Raw genomic sequence first — 23,091 nt, forward strand, 5'->3', positions numbered from 1 at the left:
CGCAGCGTCACAGCGTCTGCGTGACGGGGGCCACGGGGGCCGCCGACGAGACGAATGCGGGGTCTTCGGGGGAGCACATCGCGCCGACATAAGTGCGGACGTGCGCGTGGCTCAGGCCGAGCTTCTCGCGGGTGCTGGCATCGAGCGAGGTCATGTTGTACAGACCGGGCAGGCCCAGGCCGCCCTGCGCGTCGATGGCCATCATTTCATTCATGCACATGCGGTTGGCTTCGACGCAACGGTTCAGGATCGCGTTGAAGAGGTTGGCAGGCACGTTGGCGAAGTAGCGCACGGGTTCGCGTTCGCTGGGCTGTTCCAGCTTCAGGTAGTCGGCGCGCTCGAGCGGGGCGCCTTCGGCGCGGACCTTGTTGATCCAGCTGTCGAATTCACCTTGTTCCATTCCGTGGAACTTGAAGCGCATGCCCGAGAAGCCCGCGCCGCTGTAGTTCGCCGAGAAGCCGTCGAAGGTGCCCGGCTTGTTGATGATGGCGTGCAGCGTCGTCTGCATGCCCGGCATGGCGTAGATCTGGCCGGCCAGCGCGGGGATGAAGAAGGAGTTCATCATGGTCGACGACGTGATCCGGAAACGGACCGGACGATCGACCGGGGCGGCGAACTCGTTGAGCGAGGCCACGCCTTGCTCGGGATAGAAGAACAGCCACTTCCAGTCCAGCGCCACCACTTCGATGACCATGGGCTCGACGTCTTTCTCGACCGAGCGGGCCGCGTCGATGCGGTCCAGCGGGCGATAGGGGTCGAGTTTGTGGGTGCTGACCCAGGTCAACGCGCCCAGCGCGATGATGATGAGCAGGGGGACGGACCAGATGATCAGTTCCAGCAACGTGGAATGATGCCATTCGGGATCGTAGGTGGCTTCGGTGTTGCTGGCGCGGTACCGCCAGGCAAACCAGAAGATCAGCACGATCACTGGTACGATGACCAGCAGCATCAGCAGGGTGGAGTAGATGATCAGGTCGCGCTGCTGTACGGCGATATCGCCCGAGGGCGAGAGCGAGACGGCACTGCAGCCTGACAACAGGATGACCGAAAGCAGGGTCAATCCGCGCGGGAGCTTGGAAAAGGACATGGCCGTTAGGTAAAGTGGAAGCGTAGCCGGGGGCACAACCTAAAAAATTTACGCTGAAATGTTGCGTCGCGGGAATTGGACATTTTGTCCTATGGCGGATTCGCGCCAGGAGTGCGATCCTACGAGGCTGCCCCGAAAATACCCGGAATCACCGAGCTAGCGATGTCAAGCACCACTCACGCCCAAGAGCCCAATTCGCGCACCGCGGAACGCGATCTGCGCAAACTCCATGCCGAGCATGACGCCAAGGTCGCGCCCGGCGAGATCGCCATCGGCGTCGTCATCGGCCGCGCCTCGGAGTACTTCGACTTCTTCGTCTTCGGCCTCGCCGCGGTCCTGGTCTTCCCGGCGGTGTTCTTCCCGTTCGCCGGCCCGCTGCAAGGCCTACTGTACTCCTTCGTCATCTTTTCGTTCGCGTTCATCGCGCGTCCTTTCGGCACCGCGTTGTTCATGGCCATCCAGCGTCGCTGGGGCCGCAGCGTCAAGCTGACCGCCGCGCTCTTCCTGCTGGGCACCGCCACGGCCGGCATGGCATTTCTGCCCGGGTACAACACGCTGGGCCTTGCTGCCTGCGTGCTGCTGGCCATTTTCCGCACCCTGCAAGGCGTGGCCTTCGGCGGCTCGTGGGACGGCCTGCCCTCGCTGCTGTCGCTGAATGCTCCCAAGAACCGCCGCGGCTGGTACGCCATGCTGGGCCAGCTGGGCGCGCCCATCGGCTTCCTGATCGCCAGCGCCCTGTTCCTGTACCTCCACGCCAGCCTCTCCAACGAGGACTTCCTGGCCTGGGGCTGGCGCTATCCCTTCTTCGTGGCCTTCGCCATCAACGTCGTGGCGCTGTTCGCCCGTCTGCGCCTGGTGGTGACCCACGAGTACACCAAGCTGCTGGAAGAGGGCAAGCTGAACCCCATCGGCACCGTCGAGATGATGCGTGCCCAGGGGTACAACATCTTCCTGGGCGCCTTCGCCGCGCTGGCCAGCTATGCGCTGTTCCACCTCGTCACCATTTTCCCGCTGTCGTGGATCAAGCTGACCTCGGGCCAGGACATCAACGGCGTGCTGTGGGTGCAGGTGCTGGGCGCAGGCGTTGCCATCATCGGCACGCTGGTGTCGGGTTACCTGGCTGACCGCATCGGCCGCCGCAACCTGCTGGGCGGTTCGGCCGTGCTGATCGCGCTGTTCGCGTTCGCCGCGCCGTCGCTGCTGAATGGCGGCCCCACCGGCCAGGACGCCTTCATCCTGATCGGCTTCGCGCTGCTGGGCCTGTCCTACGGCCAGGCCGCGGGCACCGTCACCTCGAACTTCAGCGCGCACTACCGCTATACCGGCGCCGCGCTGACCTCCGACTTCGCCTGGCTCTTCGGCGCGGCTTTCGCCCCGCTGGTCGTGCTGCACCTGTCGGCCAACTACGGCCTGACCTACGTCAGCGCCTACCTGCTGTCCGGCGCGGCTTGCACGCTGATCGCCCTGCGCATCAACAAGCGCCTGGAATCCGCCAACCGCTAATCTTCGGTTACGCCTTCCAGACGGCAGAACGGCCCGCGCCAAGCGGGCCGTTCTGTTTTCCGGCACGGTTTGACGCATGCGGCACATTTGGTGGCGGATGCCTTGCGTCTCGTAGTCAACGCTTGCCAAAGCCTGCTGCAAGCGGTTTGCCACCCCACCAGAATGGACGGGGTAGCAACCCAGACATCAGGAGACGGGCATGAGCACCCAGGACAGGAACGTGGGGCAGGCAATCGCCGCGACCGTCGGCAAGCACCAGGACATCCAGGCGGAGCAGGATCGCAAGGACCGGCAGGCGGCGCATACCGGGCAGGGCAAGTCTCCCGCGCCCGGCCCGCAGCGTGATGAGCCTGCGCCGCCGCTGCCGGCGCAGCACCAGACGAAACCGGGGCACGAGGCCGCGCTGGATCCCGCGCCGCGCTATGCTGCGCCCCACTATCGCGGCAGCGGCAAACTGCAGAACCGGGTCGCGCTCATCACGGGCGGGGATTCCGGCATCGGCCGCGCGGTGGCGGTCCTGTATGCGCGCGAAGGCGCGGATGTCGCCATCGTCTATCTCAGCGAACACGAGGATGCGCGGGTGACGCAGGCGGAGGTCGAGCGGGAAGGGCGGCGCTGCCTGCTCATTCCCGGCGACGTGAAGGACGCCGCGTTCTGCCGCATGGCTGCGCAGCGCACGGTCACGACCTTCGGCAGCCTGGACATCCTGGTGAACAATGCGGCCTTCCAGGAGCATTCCCATGCGATCGAAGACCTGACGGACGCACGCTGGGAGGAAACCTTCCGGGTCAATATCCACGGTTACTTCCACATGGCGAAGGCGGCCTTGCCGCACATGGAGCGGCATGGCTGCATCATCAATACCGGATCGGTGGTGGGGCTGCGCGGCAGCAAGGAACTGCTGGACTATGCGTCCACCAAGGGTGCCATCCATGCCTTCACCAAGGCGCTGGCCAGCCAGTTGATCGGGCGCGGCATCCGTGTGAACGCGGTGGCGCCCGGCCCGGTATGGACGCCGTTGAACCCCGCGGATCGTCCCGCCGAGGAGATCCCGGACTTCGGCAAGGGCACCGACATGGGCAGGGTGGCGCAGCCCGAAGAGCTCTCGCCGGCCTATGTCTTCCTGGCCGCGCCGGCATGCAGCAGCTATATCACCGGCATCGTGCTGCCGGTGACGGGGTCCGTGGGGGCGATCTGATCCGGCGGCCTCAACGCGCCAGCAGTTCGTACACGATCATGTGCGTGCCCAGCAGGATCAAGCTGATGAGAAAGCACTTGCGGAACACCGCGGGCGACAGGCGCTTGCGCAGCGCGGTGCCCAATTGCATGCCGACCAGGGCGGGCAGCAGCATCACGAAGGACAGGCCCAGCGCCGACACCGGATAGCGCCCGTTGAAATACAGGCCCAGCGCCAGCGCGATCGTGGAGACGGTGAAGGAGATGCCCATGGCCTGGATCAACTCGTCGCGCTCCAGGCCGAGAGCCTGCAGGAAGGGCACGGCAGGAATCACGAAGACGCCCGTGGCGGCGGTGATGACGCCGGTGACGGCGCCGATCAGAGGACCCATCCAGCCTTCATCCTTGGCGCGCACGGTCATCTTGGCCCCGCTCAGGCCCCAGGCGGCGTAGGCGATGAGCGCGGCGCCCAGCGACAGCGTGGCCCAGGCGCCGGCGGGCGCCCCCAGCGCCAGCGAGCCGGCAATCGTGCCGGCCAGCACGCCTGCCTGCATGGGCGCCAGGCGCTTCAGCAGCGGGCCCAGGGTGTGCCAGGGACGGATCTGCCAGATGTTGGTGATGAGGGAGGGGATGATGAGCAGCGCGGCGGCTTGCGCGGGCGTCATCATCAGCGCCAGCAGCGCCATTGCGATGGTGGGCAGCCCCAGTCCCACTACGCCCTTGACCAGGCCGGCCAGGACGAAGATGGCGCCGGCCAGGGCGGGAAGCAGGAGTGGCGAGGCGGACAACAGGTCGGGAGCAAGCATGACGGCGGCGCGGCGGGCCAGGAAGGAATCAGCAGGTCCCGATTCTGAGCGCTTGGTTCAAGCCTGAAAATTCGGAAATCCCTGGCGTATCCTCAGGAAGAACCTGAAATCATGGGCGGCCAGGCCGCTTGAGCCATGCCTTGCCCTGAATCAATATCCTGCACGGATGGCAGGCGTATCTTGAAAGTCAAGCTGGGCATGACAGTAAGGACGCAGTCAACCGTGGGCAAGAAATTCCCCCTCAATCCCAAGTTCCCCGAGCGCATCTGCTGGGGCTGTGACCGCTATTGCCCGACGGGCGACATGGCTTGCGGCAATGGGTCGGGGCGCACCCAGCACCCTTCGGAGGTGCTGGGGGAGGATTGGTATCTGGTGGGGGATTGGGGGATGGAGGAGAGCGAGGGCAAGCCTGCAGCGGAGGATATCGGGCCTTAGCAACAAATGCTTCGCGTGGGCAGAGGTATTGTGAACATCCTAGTTCATTTCCGAAATACCCCAGGGCCGGATATTCCGCGACGACCCCTCCCAACGGATCTGCTCCACCTTCCACCTATCCGAAGGCAGTTTGACCAGTGTCACGGAAAGATCCGGCGCATCGGGCGTTCGCAGCACGGTGGTGGCCCGTTTGCCGTCGACCTTGGCCGGTTCGGCCTGGGTGGCCGCGGTGATGGCAAAGGGCAGTTTCTTCAGCACCGCCGCGCCGACCAGCAGGGTGTCGAACTGGCGGGCGTTGTCGAAGTTGTATTCATTGGTGGGCGCCACGCCGCGGGCGATGTCCTCGCGGCTGCGCTCGGTTTTCTTCGCCAGCGGGGACAGGTCCAGGTCGTTCAGCGTGAATCCCGGAATCAGCTGTTCCATGCGCAGCGCGCCGATGGCCGCCATGGCATCCCATTCCGCGCCAGGCGACAGCAGGTGATAGCTGGCGAAGTAATCCCCGTGCGACCAGGCATGCATGAAGGCCTGCACCGTGGTGTCCGGCGAGGACATGTCCAGCGCGTCGTAGAAGGTGCGCGGCGTGCCGGCGGGCGCCGCGGCAGGCTTGAGCGAGGAGGCGCCCTGGGCCTGTCCGGACTCGCCATCCCAGGGATGGGCGGCGATGGATGCGCCGGGCCAGCGCACCTGGTCCACTTTCCAGCGGCCGGAGGGCTGGCGCAGCAGCGACATCGTCAGCGTCTCGGCCTTGGGGGTCTTCAGCGTCACGGTGGCCTGCGTGTCATCGGCCTTGCCGACCTCGACCAGCGTCTCGCTGGTGAGGACGAAGGGCAGCTTGCCGCGCTGGGCGGCACCCAGCATCAGCGCGTCGAAACGGCGGGTGGGATCGAAATCGACTTCCGAAATGGGGGCGGCATCGTCATGGGAGGCCTCGGCGCCCTGGGCGGGACGCTGGTAGACCGGCGACACCTTGTGGTCGGACTCATCGAAGCCCGGCACCAGACGTTGCGGCGTGTAGTCATCGATGGCGCGCGACGCATCCCATTCGCCCTGCGGCGACAGCAGCAGGTGCACCGCCATGAAATCCTGGGCGACCCAGGCCTGCACGAAGCGTGTCGCGCTGGCCTGCGGAGATGACATGTCCAGCGATTCGTAATACGTGCGCGCCACGGGGGGCGTGGTGCTGGTGGGCGCGGGGGCGTCGGTGGCGCCGGCAGGCGCGAACCAGGTGGAGACGGCGAGGGTGAGCAGGGCGAGCAGCCCGGCGGGGCGCGAACGTAGCAGGGACATGGCGAAAGATGAGCGTCGGAAGCCGACCGATGATAGCAACCGGCGGGTGCCCCGACGCTGGCTGCCGGCGCCGAATTTGAATCCGGATGTCACACGCGATGGATCGCGGCCGGCTGCTGCCGGCCACGGCGGTCTGCATCCGTGCCGCGCAGTGGGCGCCCTACAGCGTCCCTCGCGGCCGCTGCGCCCAGGGTTCCCGCGCCAGCTTGTCGGCCAGGTAGTCGATCAGCGCCCGCACCCGGGCAGGCTTGCCGCGTCCCGGCGGCGTGATCAGGTGCAGCGCCAGCGGCTCCACGCTCCAGTCTTCCATCACCGTCTGTAGCGCGCCCGATTCCAGGTCCTTCCAGCACAGGAAGTCCGGTTGCAGCGCCAGGCCCAAGCCTGCCATCAGCGCGGGGGCCAGCGCCTCGGCATTGTTGATCTGCAGGGGCACGGTGGGGGAGTGCGTGTATTCGCCTTCCGTCTTGTGCGTGAAACGCCAGTTCGTGCCGCTGCGCGAATAGGTATAGAGCAGGGCGCGGTGCCCGGCCAGGTCGCGCGGATGCCGCGGACGGCCGTGGCGCGCGAAATAGCCGGGCGTGCCCACCAGGCGGATCTGCACCTCGCAGAGCTGCCGGGCCAGCAGGCTGGAATCGACCAGCTTCGAGACGCGCAGGGCCAGGTCATAGCCGTCGTTGACCAGGTCGTTCAGCTTGTCATCGAAATGCACGTCCAGCTGCACGTCGGGGTGGAGCCGCATGAATTCAGGGAATAGCGGCGCCAGTCGGGGAATGCCGAAAGACATGGGGGCGGCCAGGCGTATTGGCCCGCGCAGGCTGCGCGAGAGTTCCGCCATGTCGGCCTCCACCGCACGGCCTTCTTCCAGGATGCGGGCGGCCCGCGCCAGCGCCGCCTGGCCGCTCTCGGTCAGCGACATGCTGCGCGACGTGCGGTGGAACAGCACGGTCTGCATGCTGGCCTCCAGGCGGCTGATGGCCTTGGAAACCGTGGCCTGGGACAGCGAGAACTCGGCCGCGGCGCGGGCAAACGAGCCCAGCTCAGCGACCTTCGCGAAGATGGCCCAGGCTTCCAGGTCCGGCATTTTTTTCATGGGGATTGCCTTTTTACATGAGTCGCGGAGAGAGACAGCAATACCACTGAAACGGCGCCGCCAGCATCCAAGAAATGGAAAAGATGCCATTCCATTCAGCTACTTATCAGCGGCCTGGCGGAAACCTACACTGCAGCTGGCCTGACCATTTCGCGCCATGCAGGCCGGTGGACGGGCTTCATCCCAAGACTTCCCGGAGCCTCTTCCATGTCGCAGAAATACCTCGAAGTACTGACGCCGCAGAACAGCCAGCTCATCTTCATCGATCAGCAACCGCAGATGGCTTTCGGCGTGCAGTCCATCGACCGCCAGACGCTCAAGAACAACGTCGTGGGTCTGGCCAAGGCGGCCAAGATCTTCGATATTCCCACCACCATCACCACCGTCGAAACCGAGAGCTTCTCGGGCAATACCTTCCCTGAACTGCTGGGCGTGTTCCCGGATCATCCGATCCTGGAGCGTACCTCGATGAATTCCTGGGACGACCAGAACGTGCGTGACGCACTGGCCAGGAATGGCCGCAAGAAGGTCGTCGTGTCGGGCCTGTGGACCGAGGTCTGCAACACCACCTTCGCCCTGTGCGCCATGCTCGAGGGCGACTACGAGATCTATATGGTGGCGGATGCCTCGGGCGGCACCTCGTCGGACGCGCACAAGTACGCCATGGACCGCATGGTCCAGGCCGGCGCCGTGCCGATGACGTGGCTGCAGGTGCTGCTGGAGTGGCAGCGCGACTGGGCCCGCAAGGAAACCTACGACGCCGTCACCGGCATGGTGCGCGAGCATGCGGGCGCCTACGGCATGGGCATCGACTATGCCGTGACGCACGTGCACAAGGGCCCGGAGCGCGCCCAGCACGGCAAGCGCATCGGCCCGAACCCGGCCAACAAGTAATGCCCGGGCGGCCGTCCTGGCCGTCCCGCGCGGACGGCCGCAGCGGCAGCCTGCAAGAAGGGGGTCTGTCATGAAAATGTATGTGTTGTCCCTGGGCGCCGGGCTGCTGATCGGCGTCATCTACAGCCTGTTGAATGTCCGTTCGCCGGCGCCGCCCTTGATTGCGTTGGCGGGTTTGCTGGGCATCCTCCTCGGCGAACAACTCATCCCGGTCGGAAAGCAGCTCCTGCAAGGCACCGCCTTCAGCGCGGCCTGCGACAAGGTCCATGCCGTCAGCCATGTGATGGGGCCGTTGCCCGGCCGCCATGCCACGCCCGCCGAAGCGAAACAGGACGAGTCCAAGCCGGGCTGACGCGCGCTGCCGCGCTTGCGGCAACCGGTCCTGTTCGAGTCGCCGAATTCCCGCCTGACAGGCGAATCTTTTTCGTATTGGAGTCCGCAACGTGGCGCATCCTGACGTCATCTTCTTCAACGGCCGCATCACCACCCTGGACCGCGCCAACCCCACCGCCAGCGCCGTTGCCGTGCGCGATGGCCGCTATGTTGCCGTGGGGCAGGACGTGCAAGTGCTGGCGCTGGCAGGCGAGGCCACGCGCCGCATCGACCTGCAAGGCCGCGGCGTGCTTCCGGGCCTGCATGACAACCACACGCACGTGGTGCGCGGCGGCCTGAACTACAACATGGAACTGCGCTGGGACGGCGTGCGTTCGCTGGCCGACGCCATGGACATGCTCAGGCGCCAGGTCGCCGTCACGCCGGCGCCGCAATGGGTGCGCGTGGTGGGGGGCTTCACCGAGCATCAGTTCATCGAGAAGCGCCTGCCCACGCTGGAAGAGATCAACGCGGCGGCGCCCGATACACCGGTGTTCCTGCTGCACCTGTACGACCGCGCCCTGTTGAATGGGGCGGCCCTGCGCGCCGTGGGATACACCAGGGACACGCCCGAGCCGCCCGGCGGCCAGATCCTGCGCGACGGCCAAGGCAATCCCACGGGCCTGTTGCTGGCCAAGCCGAACGCCACCATTCTTTATGCCACGCTGGCCAAGGGCCCCAAGCTGCCGCTGGAATACCAGGTCAATTCCACGCAGCACTTCATGCGCGAGCTGAACCGCCTGGGCGTCACGGGCGTCATCGACGCGGGCGGCGGCTACCAGAACTATCCCGATGACTACGCCGTCATCCAGCAGTTGGCCGACGAAGACAAGATGACGGTGCGCCTGGCCTACAACCTCTTCACGCAGAAGCCCAAGGAAGAGAAGGAAGACTTCCTGAAGTGGACGGCGTCCGTGAAGTACAAGCAGGGCAACGATTACTTCCGCCACAACGGCGCGGGCGAGATGCTGGTGTTCTCGGCCGCCGACTTCGAGGATTTCCGCCAGCCGCGACCGGACCTGGCGCCGGAAATGGAAGGCGAGCTGGAAGAGGTCGTGCGCGTGTTGGCGCAGAACCGCTGGCCCTGGCGCCTGCATGCCACCTACGACGAAACCATTTCGCGTGCGCTGGACGTGTTCGAGAAGGTCAACCAGGACATCCCCCTGCAGGGCCTGAACTGGTTCTTCGACCATGCCGAGACGATCTCCGAGCGTTCCATGGATCGTGTCGCCGCGCTGGGCGGCGGTATTGCCGCGCAGCACCGCATGGCGTATCAAGGCGAGTATTTCGTCGAGCAGTATGGCGCGGCGGCTGCCGAAGCCACGCCGCCCGTCGCCCGCATGCTGGAAAAGGGCGTGAAGGTGTCGGCCGGCACCGATGCCACGCGCGTGGCCTCCTATAACCCGTGGGTGTCGCTGTCTTGGATGGTCACCGGCAAGACCGTGGGCGGCCTGCGCATCACGCCGCGGCGCAATTGCCTGGACCGCGAGACCGCGCTGCGCATGTGGACCGAGAACGTCGCCTGGTTCTCCAATGAGGAAGGCCAGCGCGGCCGCGTGCAGGTGGGCCAGTTCGCCGACCTGATCGTGCCCAGCAAGGATTACTTCGCGTGCAGCGAGGACGAGCTCTCCTTCCTGACTTCCGACATGACCGTTGTGGGCGGACGGGTGGTGTACGGCGCGGGCGCGTTCGCCGCGAACGACGACAATCCGCTGCCGCCCGCCATGCCGGACTGGTCGCCCCCGCGCCGTTTCGGCGGTTATGCCGCCTGGGGCGAGCCCGAGGGCGCCGGCCGCAATTCGCTGGGCCATGTGCGCTACCAGGCCATGGCCGCCTGCGCGTGCGCATCATCCTGCGGCCTGCACGGCCACGACCACGCGCGTTCCTGGGGCGCGTCGGCGCCGGTGTCGGACCTGAAGGGCTTCTTCGGGGCGCTGGGCTGCTCGTGCTGGGCGGTGTAGGCCATGGCGGATCAGACGAACGACCCCAGGCACGACCGCAGCCACGGCCATGACCACGGCGCCGAGGCCGCCGCGACGGCGCCGGTGGCGCAATCGTCCAGCAGCTTCGCGCCGTTGCGGCAGAAGCTCTTCCTGGTGCTGTGGATCGCCACGGTCCTGGGTAACATCGGCAGCTTCATCCGGGACGTGGCCAGTGCCTGGATCATGACCGACCTCTCCCCCTCGCCGGCGGCCGTGGCCCTGGTGCAGGCGGCCGCCACCCTGCCGATCTTCCTGCTGGCCATCCCGGCAGGCGTGCTGTCCGACATCCTGGACCGCCGCAAATTCCTGATCGCCATCCAGTTCCTGCTGGCCTCGGTCAGCATCTGCCTGATGGGGTTGGCGGCCTCGGGCCTGCAGACCGTCACGTCGCTGGTGCTGCTTACTTTCGTGGGCGGCATCGGCGCGGCGCTCATGGGACCGACCTGGCAGGCCATCGTGCCGGAGCTGGTCGAGCGCAAGGACCTGAAGAATGCCGTGGCGCTGAATTCGCTGGGCATCAACATCGCCCGCGCCATCGGTCCCGCGCTGGGCGGCCTGATCCTGGCCGCCATGGGGGCGGCGTTCACCTATGGCATGGACGTCGCCAGCTACCTCTTCGTGATCGCCGCGCTCTTCTGGTGGAAGCGTCCGGTGGCCAAGGCCGATGCGCTCACCGAAAGGTTCGGCGGCGCCTTCCGCGCCGGTCTGCGCTATGCCCGCGCCAGCCGGGCGCTGCACGTGGTGCTGGTGCGCGCCTTCTGCTTCTTCGCGCTGGCCAGTTCGGTCTGGGCCTTGCTGCCGCTGGTGGCGCGCAATCTGCTGGGCGGCGGGGCCGGCTTCTACGGCATCCTGCTGGGGTCGGTGGGCCTGGGCGCGATCCTGGGCGCCATCCTCATGCCCAGCCTGCGCAAGGCGTTGTCGGCCGATGGCCTGGTGCTGACCGCCGCGCTGGTCACGGCGTCCGTCATGGCTTTCCTGTCCTTCGCGCCGCCGCAGTGGGCCGCCGTGCTGTCCCTGCTGTTGCTGGGCGCGGCCTGGATCACCGCGCTCACCACGATGAACGGCGTGGCGCAGGCCATCCTGCCGAACTGGGTGCGCGGGCGCTCGCTGGCGGTGTACCTGACCGTCTTCAACGGCGCCATGACTGCCGGCAGCCTGACCTGGGGCGCCGTGGCGCAGTGGACCTCGGTGCCGGTCACGCTGCTGATCGGCGCGGCAGGCCTGGCTGGGGTGGCCCTCGTGTCGCACCGGCTCACGCTGCCCAAGGGAGACGCCGATCTCGTGCCTTCCAGCCATTGGCCCGAACCGCTCACGGCAGAGCCCGTCGCCCATGATCGCGGCCCGGTCATGATCCTCATCGAGTACCGCGTCGACCGCGCCGACCGCGAGCCCTTCCTCGCGGCGCTTGCCGAGCTGTCCGCCGAACGCCGCCGCGACGGGGCCTATGCCTGGGGCGTCACCGAGGACACGGCCGATCCGGGCTTGATGGTGGAATGGTTCCAGGTGGAGTCCTGGGCCGAACACCTGCGCCAGCATCAGCGCGTGTCGAAGGCCGACGCCGATGTGCAGGCGTCCGTGCTGCGCTTCCATCGCGGCGAGGGCCGTGCGGTGGTGCGTCACCTGCTGGCGGCCGAACGAGGCCAGCGGTAACCCCGCTGGCAGCAGGGGCCCGTAGGCACCGGTCCGGCTTTTGGGCGATGATGGGGGATTCCTTCCCCCATCGGATCGCCCCGCCATGAGCCAAGCCACCGGCAAGATTTCCATCGATTTCGTCTCCGACGTCGCCTGCCCCTGGTGCGCCGTCGGCCTGGGCAGCCTGCTGGCCGCCATCGCCCGCGTCAAGGACACGGTGCAGGTCGAACTGCGGCTGCAGCCCTTCGAACTGAATCCGGACATGCCGGCAGGCGGCGAGCCCACGCTGGCGCGGCTGGAAAAAAAATACGGCTACAGCCGTGAACAATTGAACGCCAACCGCGCGGTCATCAGCGAACGTGCGGCGGCGGTCGGCATGCCCGTTCGCATGACCGAGGACGACAAGTCCTACAACACCTTCGACGCGCATCGCCTGCTGCACTGGGCGGGCCTGCAGGGGCAGGACCCGCAGGTCGCCCTGAAGAAGGCCCTGCTGAAGACCTATCACCACGACAACCGCGACACCAGCGCCACCGACGTGCTGCTGCAGGCCGTGAAGGACGCGGGCCTGGACGTGGCCGATGCCCGCGCCGTGCTGGAGAGCGGCCGCCATGCCGACGACGTGCGGGCGGAAGAGGAAAAGTGGCAGAACGCCGGCATTTCTTCCGTGCCCGCGGTCATCATCAATGACGAATACCTGGTGTCGGGCGCGCAGCAGGTGGAGGTGTTCGAGCAGGCCTTGCTGCAGGTGGCGGGCGAGCGCAAGGCTTGAGCCGGTGCACGGCCGGGAGAAAAAGTGAATCTCTTCAAGAAGCGTTTCGGCGGTCCCGCTGCTATCTCTGCCGCGCGCCGCTGGTTGGCGGCGGCATCCTGATCGACATCGACGGGGGCGCCCGCGACAAGGCATTCCTGGACACGCTGCTGCCGTCGCGCGACGCCCCGGCATCCCACTAGTTTCAAGGAAGTTCATGGCTTTTCCCGTCATTCCCGCGCCGCGGGCAGACCGCAAGGACCACTGGATCGAGCAGTTGGGCCGCAGCAGGAACGATCCCTATGCCTGGTTGAAGTTCATCCCGCGTACCGGCACGCGCACGCTGGATACCTTGCCTGCGCCGCTGGCCGAATACCTGCAGGCCGAAATGGACTACGCGGATGGCATGGTGGCCGCGATGGCGCCCGAGATCGCGCAGTTTCGCGCGCGCATGCACGCCAGGGCGCCCGAGATCGACGTGCCGCTGCCGGCGTCTTCCCGGGGCTGGCGCTACGATTTCAAGCTGCCGGCGGGGCGCGCGCATCGCGTCTTCACGCGCATCTCGCGCGATGGCGACACGCAGGTCCTGTTCGACGAGGCGCAGCGCGCCCAGGGCCATGCGTATTACCGCGCGACCGACCACCAGCACAGCCCGGATGACCGCTACTTCGCCTGGGCCGAGGACGTCGTGGGGGATGACCGGCATCGCCTCTGCGTGCTCGACATGGAAAGCGGCACCATCCAGACCCTGGTGGAAAGCGATGCCTTCGGCTATGGCGGCCTGATCTTCTCGCCGTCGTCGCGCTACCTGTTCTGGCTCTGGCGCGACGCGCACAGCCGGCCGACGCGGCTGTACCGCACGCCTGTCGGGGGGGGCGAGGCGGTGCTCGTCCATGAAGAGCATGACCCGGCCGTGTTCATGCAGGTGGCGCGCACGGCGGCCAACGGCTTCGTCGCGCTGACCATTGCCGGACCGGATATCGCCGAGGTCCGCCTGCTGGCGGCCGATGCGGAAACCGCGCCGCCCCGGGTGGTGCGCGCCCGTGAGCGCGGCATCACCTATACCGTGGACGAATGGGCCGGCGCCCTGCTGATGCTGACGGATGCGGATGGCGCCATCGATCGCAAGCTGCTGGCGCTGGATCCCGCCGACCTCGCCGTCCAGCGCGAACTGGTGCCGCATCGCGAGGGCATGCCCATCGTGTCCATCCTGCCGTTCGCGCAAGCACTGGTGCGCCTGGAGCGGCAGGATGGCCTGCACCGGCTGGTGCTGCGGCTGGCGGACGGCCGCGAGATTCCCATCGCGTTCGATGATCCTGCCTACGCGATCCAGCTCGTGCCAGGCCAGGAATACGCCGCGGCTCACGTGCGCATCGTGCACCAGACGCCTGCCCATCCGCCGCGCTGGCTCGACGTGGACCTGACGACCGGTGCCTGCAAGCGGGTGGGCGAGGAGCGGCTGCGTGGCTTCGACCCTTCGGCCTACCGGGTGGAAAGGCTGGAGGCCGTGGCGCCCGATGGCGCGCGGGTGCCCATCACCGTCCTGTCCCGTCGCGACATGCCCGCGGCGTCGCACGCGCCGCTGCTGCTGACCGGCTACGGCGCCTATGGCTTCTCCAGCGAGCCGTCGTTTTCCTTGCCCGCGACGGCGCTGGTCGATGCCGGGTTCCGGTATGCCATCGCGCATGTGCGTGGCGGATCGGAGAAGGGGCGACGCTGGTTCCTGGAGGGCCGCCGTTTCCAGAAGCGCAACTCGATGACCGATTTCATCGCGTGTGCCAAACACCTGCGCGACACGGGCCGAGCCGAACCCGGCAAGATCGTCGCGCACGGCCTGTCCGCCGGCGGCCTGCTGGTCTGCGGGGCCATGAACATCGAACCCGGATTGTGGGCGGGCGTGATCGCCCAGGTGCCGTTCGTGGACATGCTCAACACGATGAGCGATGCGGACCATCCGCTGGTGCCGCTGTTCCGGCCGGACTGGGGCGATCCGCTGGCCGACCCCGAGGCCTATGACTACATCGCGTCGATATCGCCCTACGAGAACGCAGTGCGGGATGCCTATCCACCCGTGCTGTGCACGGCAGGCCTGAAGGACGACCGCGTGCCCTATTGGGAACCAGCGAAGCTGATCGCCAACATCCGCCATCACTCGGCGGCGGGCAACCCGGCCATCCTGGTGCTGGACCCTGACAGCGGCCACCAGACCAGCGGCGGCCAGGACAGTGTCTATGCCGAGGCGGCACTGCTGTGGGCCTTCGCGCAGCGCTGCGTCCAGGCCCGGGACTGATCAGGTGGCCGTGGCGGCCTCGCCGGCTGCTTCGCGCCGCGTCCGCATGAACGAGCGGGCAGCGCACAGGGCCGACAGCGCCAGCGCCGGGATGGCGGTCACCGTGATGGCGTGCAGCAGGTGCTTGCCGAACACATGATCCGACAAGGTGCCCGCCACCAGGGGCCCTGTCGCGGAAAACACCGAGACCACGAAGCTCCAGACGGCGAAACTGCGCGCCCGCAGCGAGGCCGGCGTCAGGTCCTGCAACATGGTCGGCACCAGCGCGTTCGCCGTGCTGGTCAGCAGCATGAAGCCGCCCACGATCCACAACGCCCGGTCGATGCCGGGCGCCGCGGCCAGCATGGCCGCGAAGGGGATGGCCGCCAGCGCACCCGCGCCCATGATCATCGGGCGCGCCGCGCGGCCGACAAAGCGCCGCAGCATGCGGTCGAGCAGGCCCGCCACCGGCAGGCAGCCGACGCTGGCGACCAGCACGATCAGGCCCATCGCGTGGCCGATGGTGGCAAGCTCGGCATCGAACCGGCGCTCCAGCGCCAGGGCAATGAGCTGGTTCACCGACTGCACGGCGATCATCAGGCAGCCCGCGACGCCGACGAAGAGGCCCACGGATTGCCAACGCTGCTTCAGGAAGACGCCCAGCGACACCGTCAGGCGCGGATTGGCATTGCCGATGTGGCGGGGCGGATCGCTCGTCAGCAGGCCGAAGAGCAGCAGGGGAATGCCCGCCAGCGACAGCAGCAGGAAGGCCTTGCGCCACGGCGCCATCGCGAAGGGGAAGAGGCCTGCAGCGGTGTCGATGATCGCCCCGCCGAAATAGAAGCCGCAACTGGCCCCGGCCGCCATCAGCGCCGCGAAGCTGAGGTTGGCCAGCACGCGATCCCGCTCGGGGGCGAGGTCCGGGATCATCGAATAGACCAGCGGGATCATCGCGAACTCGGTGATGCTGGCGGCGGATCGGCCGATGAAGAAAAGCGGGAAATTGGGCGCGAAGGCGCTCAGCACCATCAGCGCGGTGGACGCCAGGATCAGGCACAGCAGCACGAGCCGGCGCGAATAGCGGTCGGCGAAGCGCGACAGCGGGATGGCGACCAGGCTGCCGACCAGCACGCCCGCCAGGCCCTGCAGCCCGCCCAGCGCGGCGTCGCTGACCTCGAAGCTGCGCTGGATGGCCGAGAGCGAGAGCGACTGCACGCCCATGTCGCTCATCTGCGTGCCGGCGGTGATGCCCAGGAAGGCGACGGTGAACAGCGCGCGGGGTGTCCAGGCGGCGGGGGCCGGGGCCTGGCCGTCCGGGGGGATATCGGTGGCGCTCATCTCTGCTTCGTCAGGCCATGTCAGGGGGAGATATTATTGCAAGTGAATCTCAATGCCATCAATGGACTGGCCTTGCCTTGTTTTCGTTCCCGGCGCCAGCGCGGGGAACCACGGAGATCGTAGTCGCGTGATTCAACAGTTCCTGACCCGCAAGACGCTTTTTGCGGCGGCTGTCGTGCTGATGCTGGGGTTCTTCAGCATGGGCGCCCTGGGCGGCGCCCTGTACCTGGCGGTGTCGCCTGTGCTTGCCCCATTTTTCGGCCACCTGGATTCATGGCATGGCGATTGGGTGTGGCCCGCCACAGTCTGCGCAGGCATGCTGTGGGCGGTGGGCTTCCTGCTTGCCGGCTGGCTGGACCGGTGCTTGCTTGAACGTGGCGTCAAGCCGGCGGCCAGGGGCGTGGCCTACGCCGTGACCCTGTGGCTCGCCGGGGCGGTGTGCTGGACGGGGGTCCTGCTGGTCTCGGGCCCATGAGTCGCGGGAGACGCCCGCTGCGGGCGCTCCCTGCATTTCCTCAGAAGTCGATGCTCGCCGACAGCATGTAGGTGCGCGGCGCGGCGTACGTCACCACCTGGTAGGCGGGCGCCGAATCCCAGTAGCGGCGGTTGAACACATTCTCGACGCTGGCACGGAACACCACCTTGCGCTCGGCGATGCGCGTGGCATAGCGCGCGCCCAGGTCGAAGCGGGTCCAGGCGGGCAGGGTGTCGGTGTTGGCCGCGTCGAAGGGGATCGACGACGTGTGCAGCACGCGTGCCGTCGCGGTCAGGCCAGGCACCTGCGGGATGTCCAGTTCGGCGCCCAGTTTCACCGACCAGTCCGGCATGCCGCTGGCCCTGTTGCCGTTGAACTGGCCGTCGGGCGTTTCAGTCAGGCGCGCGCGCGTCCAGGCCACGCCGCCCAGCACGCGCAGGCCCTGCACGGGTTCGCCGAAGACCTGCAGCTCCAGCCCCCGGTTTCGTTGTTCACCGGCGATGCGATACACGTTGTCGGCCCCGAGGATGCCGCTGGGACGACGGATCTGGAAGGCGCTGAGCGTCGTGCTGTAGCGGCCCCAGTCGATCTTCGTGCCCACCTCCATCTGCCGCGAGACGAAGGGCGCGAAGACCTCATTCGCGTTCACCGCGGTGTCCGGCGCCCTGTCGCCTTGCGCCAGCGCCTCGACATAGTTCGCGTACAGCGAGACGTCGCGCCAGGGCTTCACCACCAAACCCGCCGCCGGCGTGTTGCTGCTGCGCGTGTAGTTCGTCTGGAATGCGCCCGTCTGCCAGTGATAGGCCGACACGTCGATCTTCTGGTGACGCAGGCCCAGGGTCAGCAGCAGCCGGTCGTCCAGCATGGACAGGGTGTCCGTGACGGCATAGCTGCGCAGGCGGGTATCCGACAATTGCACGCGCGGCTGGTCGAAATCCAGGCCGACCGGCTCGGGCAAGGGCGTCGGACGGTACAGGTTCGTCAGCGCCCCATAGTTCGCCTGGGGCTGGAAGCCCGAGATGTCGGAGCGATAGTCGGTCAGCGCCAGGACCGTCTCGTGCCTGACGGGACCGGTGTCGAAGCGCACGCGCAGGTTCAGCTCGCCGCTGCGCGTCTCGGTTTTTTCCTCCAGCGCGCTGGCCGAGAAACTGATGTCGCCCGCGGTGTTCTCCAGCACGCCCCAGGGCGTGTTCATCTTGCGGTGCGATTCCGCCGCGCCATAGGCCGCGCCCAGCGTGATGGCATCGTTCACGTCGTATTCGGCGCGCAGCATGCCGAAGACATGCTCCTTGTCCTGGTACGACCAGCGCGGCCACACGCTGACGTCGCCCCGCGGCGCGTCCGGCAATTCGGCCGATGTCACGAAGAAATTGCTTTTTGCACCCCGGATGAACTGGTCGCTTGCGCCGACGTCCGCGCTGACGCGCAGCCGCTCGCTGCGATAGTCCAGCCCCAGCGTGACGTTCGACGCACGCAGGCTCTCGTTGTCGACGGCGGTCCTGCCGTCCCGGTGCGCTGCATTCAGTCGTATGCCGAACGCCTGGTCGGCGCCGAAGCGGCGGCCGAGGTCCACGTGCGCGCCGACATTCCCGTCGCTCAGGAAGTCGGTGTGCAGCCGCGTGATCGGCGTGTCCTCCGCGCGTTTGGGCACCAGGTTGATGGCGCCGCCTGCCGTGCCGCGCGGAGAGGTGCCGTTGATCAGGGTGCTGGGGCCCTTCAGCACTTCCACGCGCTCGATGCCTTCCAGTTGCACGCCCTCGGCGCTGGCGATGCCATACAGCCCGTCGAAGCCGATCTCCGAGCGGTGCACGCTGATGCCGCGGATGTAGAAGTTGTCGAAGTACCAGGGGCCGCCCGATTCCACCGCCGGATCGTTGGCCATCACGTCCGTCAGGCTGCGCGCCTGCTGGTTGCGGATCGTCTCCGCCGTATACGCGGTCACGCTGAACGGCGTGCTCATCATGTCGAGGTTGCCCAGCATGCCCAGGCGCGCGCCACGCGCCACCTGCCCACCCGCGTAGGGTTCGGGCGGGGCGCTTGCGTGGGTCACCGCCGTTACGGTCACCGGCGCCAGCTGGCTGGTCTGGCCCGTGCTGGCGGGTACGGGCGCCAGGCGGAATTGCCGCGGCGCTTCCTGCGTGGCGGCCAGACCCGTGCCGGACAGGGCGCGCTGCAGGGCTTGCTGGTCGCCCAGTTGGCCTTGCACGCCGTTGCTCTGGCGGCCTGCCACGAGTTCGGGCGTGGCGGCCAGCAACAGGCCGGATTCGGCGGCCAGGCGCGACAGCACCTGGTCCAGGGGGCCTGCCGGAATGGCATAGGCACGCGTGACACCCGCCTGGGCGCTGGCAGTCTGGGCCGAGAGTGGCGGCGGCGCGACGAAGGCGGCGGCCAGGGTAAGCGTCAACGATAGGCGCCAGGCGTGGGCCGGGCGGGACGAGGCGGCGCGGATGGCGTCGCTGGAAAGAAGGGTGGGCATGTCAGCTCTGCGCGGGCGTGAGGGTCCTGGGGTTTCCGCCCTCACCACGACAGCGGGAGGACGGCTCTTGATACGCTTGATCGAACGAGCGCGGCAAAAGCGGAACCTTCCGGGCAATTTTTTTTATGGTCGAGCGTCCACCGACGTCCACCAGGCCATCGGCTGGCGCACCTGGATCGGCATGACCGACGCGAGCATGGCCAGCGTCCGGGACGGGTCGGTGACCGGATAGCTGCCAAAGACAGGCAGGCCCGCAATGTCGGGCGCAAGGCTGATGTGGCCCCATTGATAGGGCTGCAGGGCCGCGACGACCTCGCCCAGCGGCATGCCATTGGCGATCAGAACGCCCTGGCGCCAGGCCGCGCGGGCCGGATCCGCGTGGCTGACGTCGCTGACGGTGTCGCGCGTGAAGCGTCGCTCCTGGCCGGCGGACAGCAGGGTGCTGCGACCGCCGCTGGCCGGGGTGATCTCCACCGCGCCCTCATAGACGGCAGCCAGGGTGTCCTGCGCTGCCTGCCTGACCAGATAGCGCGTGCCCAGTGCGCGCAGCGTGCCGTGCGCCGTCTCGACCAGGAAAGGCCGGCCTGCCGGGTCTGCGTGCGTCTGCACCAGGATTTCGCCCGTGCGCAGCCGCAGCCGGCGCTCTCCGGCGCTGTACAGCACGTCCACGGCGCTCAGCGCGCTCAGCCAGACATCGCCGCCGTCGGGCAGGAGTACGTGACGCACTTCGCCGCGATCGGCGTGGTGGTCGGCGGTCCAGCCCGCCACCACCTGGGGCAGCGAGGTGTGGCGCCAGGCGGACCAGGCCAGGCTTGCGCCGGCCAGGCCTGCCAGGGCCAGCAGCGCCTGCCGGCGGCGGCGGGGAGGGGGCTCATGCAGGGTACGCAGCGCGGTGGTGGCCGCCTGCCGCTCGGGGCCGTCCTGGATGGGGGCCAGGCGCTGCCCGATGCGCTCGACATAGCGCCAGGCCTGCTGGTGGGTATCGGCGGCGTGCAGCCATTCGCGCCAGCGCGCATGGTCGGTGGCAGAGGCCTCGCCCGAGCGCAGCAAGGCGTACCAGTCCGCTGCCTGCGCCATCGCGGCGTGCGGCGGCAGCGGCGCGGTCGCGCTGGCGGTCACGACAGGGCGGGCGCGGCGTCGCGCGCGTCCTGGGCGGCTTCCAGCATCATGCAGCCCAGCATGGCGCGCGCCACGTATTTGCGCACCATGCGTGACGACACCCCCAGTGCGTCGGCCACTTCCCGGTCCGTCATCTCGCAGGCAACCGCCAGGACGAAGGCGCTGGCGGCTTTCCGGGGCAGTTCCCGCAGCATGGCATCGACCTCGTGCAAGGCATCCAGCACCAGCGCCTGGTGTTCCGCCGAGGGCGCGAACTGCGGCGGCTGCCGGGCCAGGGCATCCAGCCAGGCCTGCTCCACGCTGCGGCGGCGCCAGAAGTCCACGCACATGCCGTTGGCCATGCTGCGCAGATACACGCGCGCCTGTGGGGCAGTGTCGAAATGGCGAGGCGTCACGAGCAGCCGCACGAAGGCATCGTGCGCCAGCTCGGCCGCGTCCGCCGCGTTGCCCAGCCGCCGGTGCAGCCAGCCGAACAGCCAGCGGTGATGCGCGCCATACAGCTGCGCGATGCCTTGCGAGGAGGAGTCGGAGGCGCTCACGATCTGCTTCGTGGGTCGGTTGGTGGGGTTGCCAAGGGACGGGCAGCAGGCTGCCGGATGGAAATGCGAACGCTTATTAATCTCTTGTTATGGACCGATTATTGCTTGAAGGGAAGGGCTTTTGCAATGGCCGGGCCGGGGCACGCCTGTCTCCGCAATACACTTGGCCGGTCACCAGACAGGGATGCACGCCATGGAATGGGAAACAATCGACGTCGAACGCCTGGCCTCGCTCGGCGTTTTCAACGAGGCGCTTGGCGTCGTGCCGAACATCGATCCGACGCAGGCCTGGCCAGGCGAGGCGCCGATTCGAATCCTGCTGCATCGGGGCGACCTGGCGCTGGACGGGCTTGCCTTCGACACCAATCGCTTTCTTTCCCTCGATGCCGACATGCTCATCGTCGACGGCAACCTGATCCTGCAGGGCGACCTGGACGTCGAGCAGTTCGATGTCGGCACCCCTGGCTATCTGGTGGTCAAGGGCGACCTGAAGGCCGGGAGCCTGTTCCTGACCGGACAGTTCGAATGCCTCGTCCGGGGCGATCTGTCGGCCGCGGCCGTGGTGCTTGGCACGGAGGCTTCCTCGGGACGGTTGCGCGTGGGCGGCACCGTGCAGGCGCCCGTGACGGTGATGGTGGATTTCCCGATCAAGGCCGGCGCGCTGGACGGGACGTTCTTCGTGCAGAACCGCCGTCCCTATGAAGACCTGGTGATTGCCATTGGCGACGCCAGTGCCACACGCCGGATTCGCGTCGAGGAGGACGAGGAGTTCGGGCAGTATTGGCTGCTGCGTCTTCCCGAGGGAACGTCGCAAGCCGAGCTCGACACGGAGGCGTTTCCCGAGTGCTGCATCCTGACCGAGGCGGCGCAGGCCGATCACGAGGGAACGGGGGGTGGGTTGTCCTTGAAGGAGGTCCTGCGCAAGCATGGGGCGCAGGGGTTCAAGGCGGCGTGACGCGTCGGAAGTGGAATTGCGGACGTGATGGGTGGGGAAGCGCCTTTTACTTCGCTCCACACAATCTGAATCTGCGGGTGACGACGGGATGCGACCAATGAGTGAGCCGATAGATTACACAAACCCGCCCCGATGGTTGGCCCACATATTCAAGGATGTCTACGGAGAGGATCTGAGCGGCCCCGGCCCATCCGCGATGCACATGATCGTCCTGACGCTGTTGCTTGCTTGCAGTCTCGACGCCTGCAGCGATGGCCACTACCATGGAGACAGCGTGCGAGAATTGCTCAAGCACAGCTTTGAGGGCGTCGGCGGGCGGGACGGTGATGGCCTGGTGATGATCTCAGCGTGCGAGGAGATGCTTTCGAGCTTTGAAGCACTGCGCATCGATGACCGCGATAAAGAAGAAATGGAAGTACTTCTGGTCCGCCTCAAGGACGAACTGGCGCGTATCGGAGCAATGATGAAAGAAGCTTAGTCGCCGCCGCAGCCGCCGCCATCGCCGCCGCCGTCCCCAGTACCGCCGTCACCACCAAACGGGCCATACTGATCGGAATCACCGCCACCAACACCGGCGTTCGACTGCCGCTCTTTCCTAAGAAGCCAGGCTCCTATCAACATCACTGCAATGATTACGCCTCCGAAAGACCACAAGACAATCAAAGCCCCGATGAGAAAGCCTTCCCCTTCCATGCCATTCCTCGTGTTGACAGCTGCCCCTGGACGAAACGAGTAAAGCGACACGGCCACTTGATGACCTTCACCGCCTTCGAACTGTACCTATTTTATGTCGGCGTGATGGTATGGCCTTTGACGCTCTTGGCCGCAGCCGCGTTCGCCTATGCAGGGTATTGCTCAATTCGGAAGGTATGGAAAATCGTGTTCTTTTCCATGTCAACAATCTT

Annotated in this window: 21 protein-coding genes; 12 read left to right on the forward strand and 9 right to left on the reverse strand. The window is 67.1% G+C overall.

Annotated elements, in window-relative coordinates; translation table 11 throughout:
- Positions 1-7: 7 nt before the first annotated feature.
- Positions 8-1,087 carry a ubiquinol oxidase subunit II gene (cyoA, locus tag ODI_RS05770; protein WP_067750388.1) on the reverse strand — a complete coding sequence of 360 codons (1,080 nt, stop codon included), beginning with the start codon at positions 1,085-1,087 and terminating at the stop codon, positions 8-10.
- 162 nt (positions 1,088-1,249) lie between these two features.
- On the opposite strand from cyoA, the gene ODI_RS05775 reads away from it, so the two are divergent.
- Both ODI_RS05775 and ODI_RS05780 read left to right on the forward strand, forming a co-directional pair.
- Positions 1,250-2,590: an MFS transporter gene (locus tag ODI_RS05775; RefSeq protein ID WP_082985184.1), complete on the forward strand. Its 1,341-nt coding sequence runs from the start codon at positions 1,250-1,252 to the stop codon at positions 2,588-2,590.
- A gap of 199 nt (positions 2,591-2,789) precedes the next feature.
- Positions 2,790-3,788 (forward strand): SDR family oxidoreductase, encoded by a 999-nt coding sequence (locus tag ODI_RS05780; protein WP_067750386.1) that lies wholly within the window; start codon positions 2,790-2,792, stop codon positions 3,786-3,788.
- Between the two features lie 10 nt (positions 3,789-3,798).
- On the opposite strand, the gene ODI_RS05785 is transcribed toward ODI_RS05780, so the two are convergent.
- A complete protein-coding gene (locus ODI_RS05785; RefSeq protein WP_098020850.1) occupies positions 3,799-4,572 on the reverse strand; it encodes a sulfite exporter TauE/SafE family protein in 774 nt (257 codons plus the stop codon).
- 222 nt (positions 4,573-4,794) lie between these two features.
- Between ODI_RS05785 and ODI_RS05790 the strand changes: the two genes are divergently transcribed.
- A complete protein-coding gene (locus ODI_RS05790; protein WP_067750550.1) occupies positions 4,795-5,007 on the forward strand; it encodes a DUF3079 domain-containing protein in 213 nt (70 codons plus the stop codon).
- Between the two features lie 39 nt (positions 5,008-5,046).
- Here the strand turns inward: ODI_RS05790 and ODI_RS05795 are convergent, their stop codons facing one another.
- Together ODI_RS05795 and ODI_RS05800 are read right to left on the reverse strand one after the other, a co-directional pair.
- Entirely contained in the window at positions 5,047-6,294 is a 1,248-nt protein-coding gene (locus ODI_RS05795) for a hypothetical protein (protein WP_067750382.1), read from the reverse strand.
- Between the two features lie 160 nt (positions 6,295-6,454).
- The gene (locus ODI_RS05800; protein ID WP_067750379.1) at positions 6,455-7,384 is read right to left on the reverse strand and encodes a LysR family transcriptional regulator; all 930 of its coding nucleotides are present in this window, start codon (positions 7,382-7,384) and stop codon (positions 6,455-6,457) included.
- A gap of 207 nt (positions 7,385-7,591) precedes the next feature.
- Between ODI_RS05800 and ODI_RS05805 the strand changes: the two genes are divergently transcribed.
- From ODI_RS05805 to ODI_RS05830, 6 genes are all read left to right on the forward strand, one after another.
- Positions 7,592-8,278, forward strand: coding sequence for a hydrolase (locus tag ODI_RS05805; RefSeq protein WP_067750377.1), 687 nt, complete (start codon positions 7,592-7,594; stop codon positions 8,276-8,278).
- Between the two features lie 70 nt (positions 8,279-8,348).
- Positions 8,349-8,630, forward strand: coding sequence for a XapX domain-containing protein (locus ODI_RS05810; RefSeq protein ID WP_067750374.1), 282 nt, complete (start codon positions 8,349-8,351; stop codon positions 8,628-8,630).
- 91 nt (positions 8,631-8,721) lie between these two features.
- Positions 8,722-10,611, forward strand: coding sequence for an amidohydrolase (locus ODI_RS05815; RefSeq protein ID WP_067750372.1), 1,890 nt, complete (start codon positions 8,722-8,724; stop codon positions 10,609-10,611).
- Between the two features lie 3 nt (positions 10,612-10,614).
- Entirely contained in the window at positions 10,615-12,282 is a 1,668-nt protein-coding gene (locus ODI_RS05820; RefSeq protein WP_082985183.1) for an MFS transporter, read from the forward strand.
- Between the two features lie 85 nt (positions 12,283-12,367).
- Complete coding sequence (locus tag ODI_RS05825) at positions 12,368-13,036, forward strand: DsbA family oxidoreductase (protein WP_067750370.1); 669 nt, start codon at positions 12,368-12,370, stop codon at positions 13,034-13,036.
- 196 nt (positions 13,037-13,232) lie between these two features.
- Complete coding sequence (locus ODI_RS05830) at positions 13,233-15,305, forward strand: S9 family peptidase (RefSeq protein ID WP_067750368.1); 2,073 nt, start codon at positions 13,233-13,235, stop codon at positions 15,303-15,305.
- Here ODI_RS05830 and ODI_RS05835 read toward each other — a convergent pair whose 3' ends face one another.
- A complete protein-coding gene (locus ODI_RS05835) occupies positions 15,306-16,622 on the reverse strand; it encodes an MFS transporter (protein WP_067750364.1) in 1,317 nt (438 codons plus the stop codon).
- Positions 16,623-16,749: 127 nt separating this feature from the next.
- On the opposite strand from ODI_RS05835, the gene ODI_RS05840 reads away from it, so the two are divergent.
- The gene (locus tag ODI_RS05840; RefSeq protein WP_067750362.1) at positions 16,750-17,097 is read left to right on the forward strand and encodes a hypothetical protein; all 348 of its coding nucleotides are present in this window, start codon (positions 16,750-16,752) and stop codon (positions 17,095-17,097) included.
- A 40-nt stretch (positions 17,098-17,137) separates the two neighbouring features.
- On the opposite strand, the gene ODI_RS05845 is transcribed toward ODI_RS05840, so the two are convergent.
- The 3 genes from ODI_RS05845 to ODI_RS05855 all read right to left on the reverse strand — a co-directional run bounded on the left by ODI_RS05845 (position 17,138) and on the right by ODI_RS05855 (position 21,231).
- Entirely contained in the window at positions 17,138-19,573 is a 2,436-nt protein-coding gene (locus ODI_RS05845) for a TonB-dependent receptor (protein ID WP_067750361.1), read from the reverse strand.
- A gap of 123 nt (positions 19,574-19,696) precedes the next feature.
- Entirely contained in the window at positions 19,697-20,692 is a 996-nt protein-coding gene (locus ODI_RS05850; protein ID WP_231968206.1) for a FecR domain-containing protein, read from the reverse strand.
- Positions 20,689-21,231, reverse strand: a complete 543-nt coding sequence (locus ODI_RS05855; RefSeq protein ID WP_067750359.1) for a sigma-70 family RNA polymerase sigma factor — start codon at positions 21,229-21,231, stop codon at positions 20,689-20,691. The genes ODI_RS05850 and ODI_RS05855 overlap by 4 nt, the downstream gene beginning before the upstream one ends.
- Before the next feature lie 193 nt (positions 21,232-21,424).
- On the opposite strand from ODI_RS05855, the gene ODI_RS05860 reads away from it, so the two are divergent.
- The gene (locus tag ODI_RS05860) at positions 21,425-22,186 is read left to right on the forward strand and encodes a hypothetical protein (RefSeq protein WP_157929721.1); all 762 of its coding nucleotides are present in this window, start codon (positions 21,425-21,427) and stop codon (positions 22,184-22,186) included.
- Positions 22,187-22,388: 202 nt separating this feature from the next.
- Positions 22,389-22,664 carry a hypothetical protein gene (locus tag ODI_RS05865; protein ID WP_157929722.1) on the forward strand — a complete coding sequence of 92 codons (276 nt, stop codon included), beginning with the start codon at positions 22,389-22,391 and terminating at the stop codon, positions 22,662-22,664.
- Here ODI_RS05865 and ODI_RS05870 read toward each other — a convergent pair.
- Positions 22,661-22,879 (reverse strand): hypothetical protein, encoded by a 219-nt coding sequence (locus tag ODI_RS05870; protein WP_067750356.1) that lies wholly within the window; start codon positions 22,877-22,879, stop codon positions 22,661-22,663. The genes ODI_RS05865 and ODI_RS05870 overlap by 4 nt on opposite strands.
- Positions 22,880-23,091: the final 212 nt, after the last annotated feature.

This window comes from Orrella dioscoreae (genome assembly GCF_900089455.2).
GTDB classification, from domain to species: domain Bacteria; phylum Pseudomonadota; class Gammaproteobacteria; order Burkholderiales; family Burkholderiaceae_B; genus Orrella; species Orrella dioscoreae.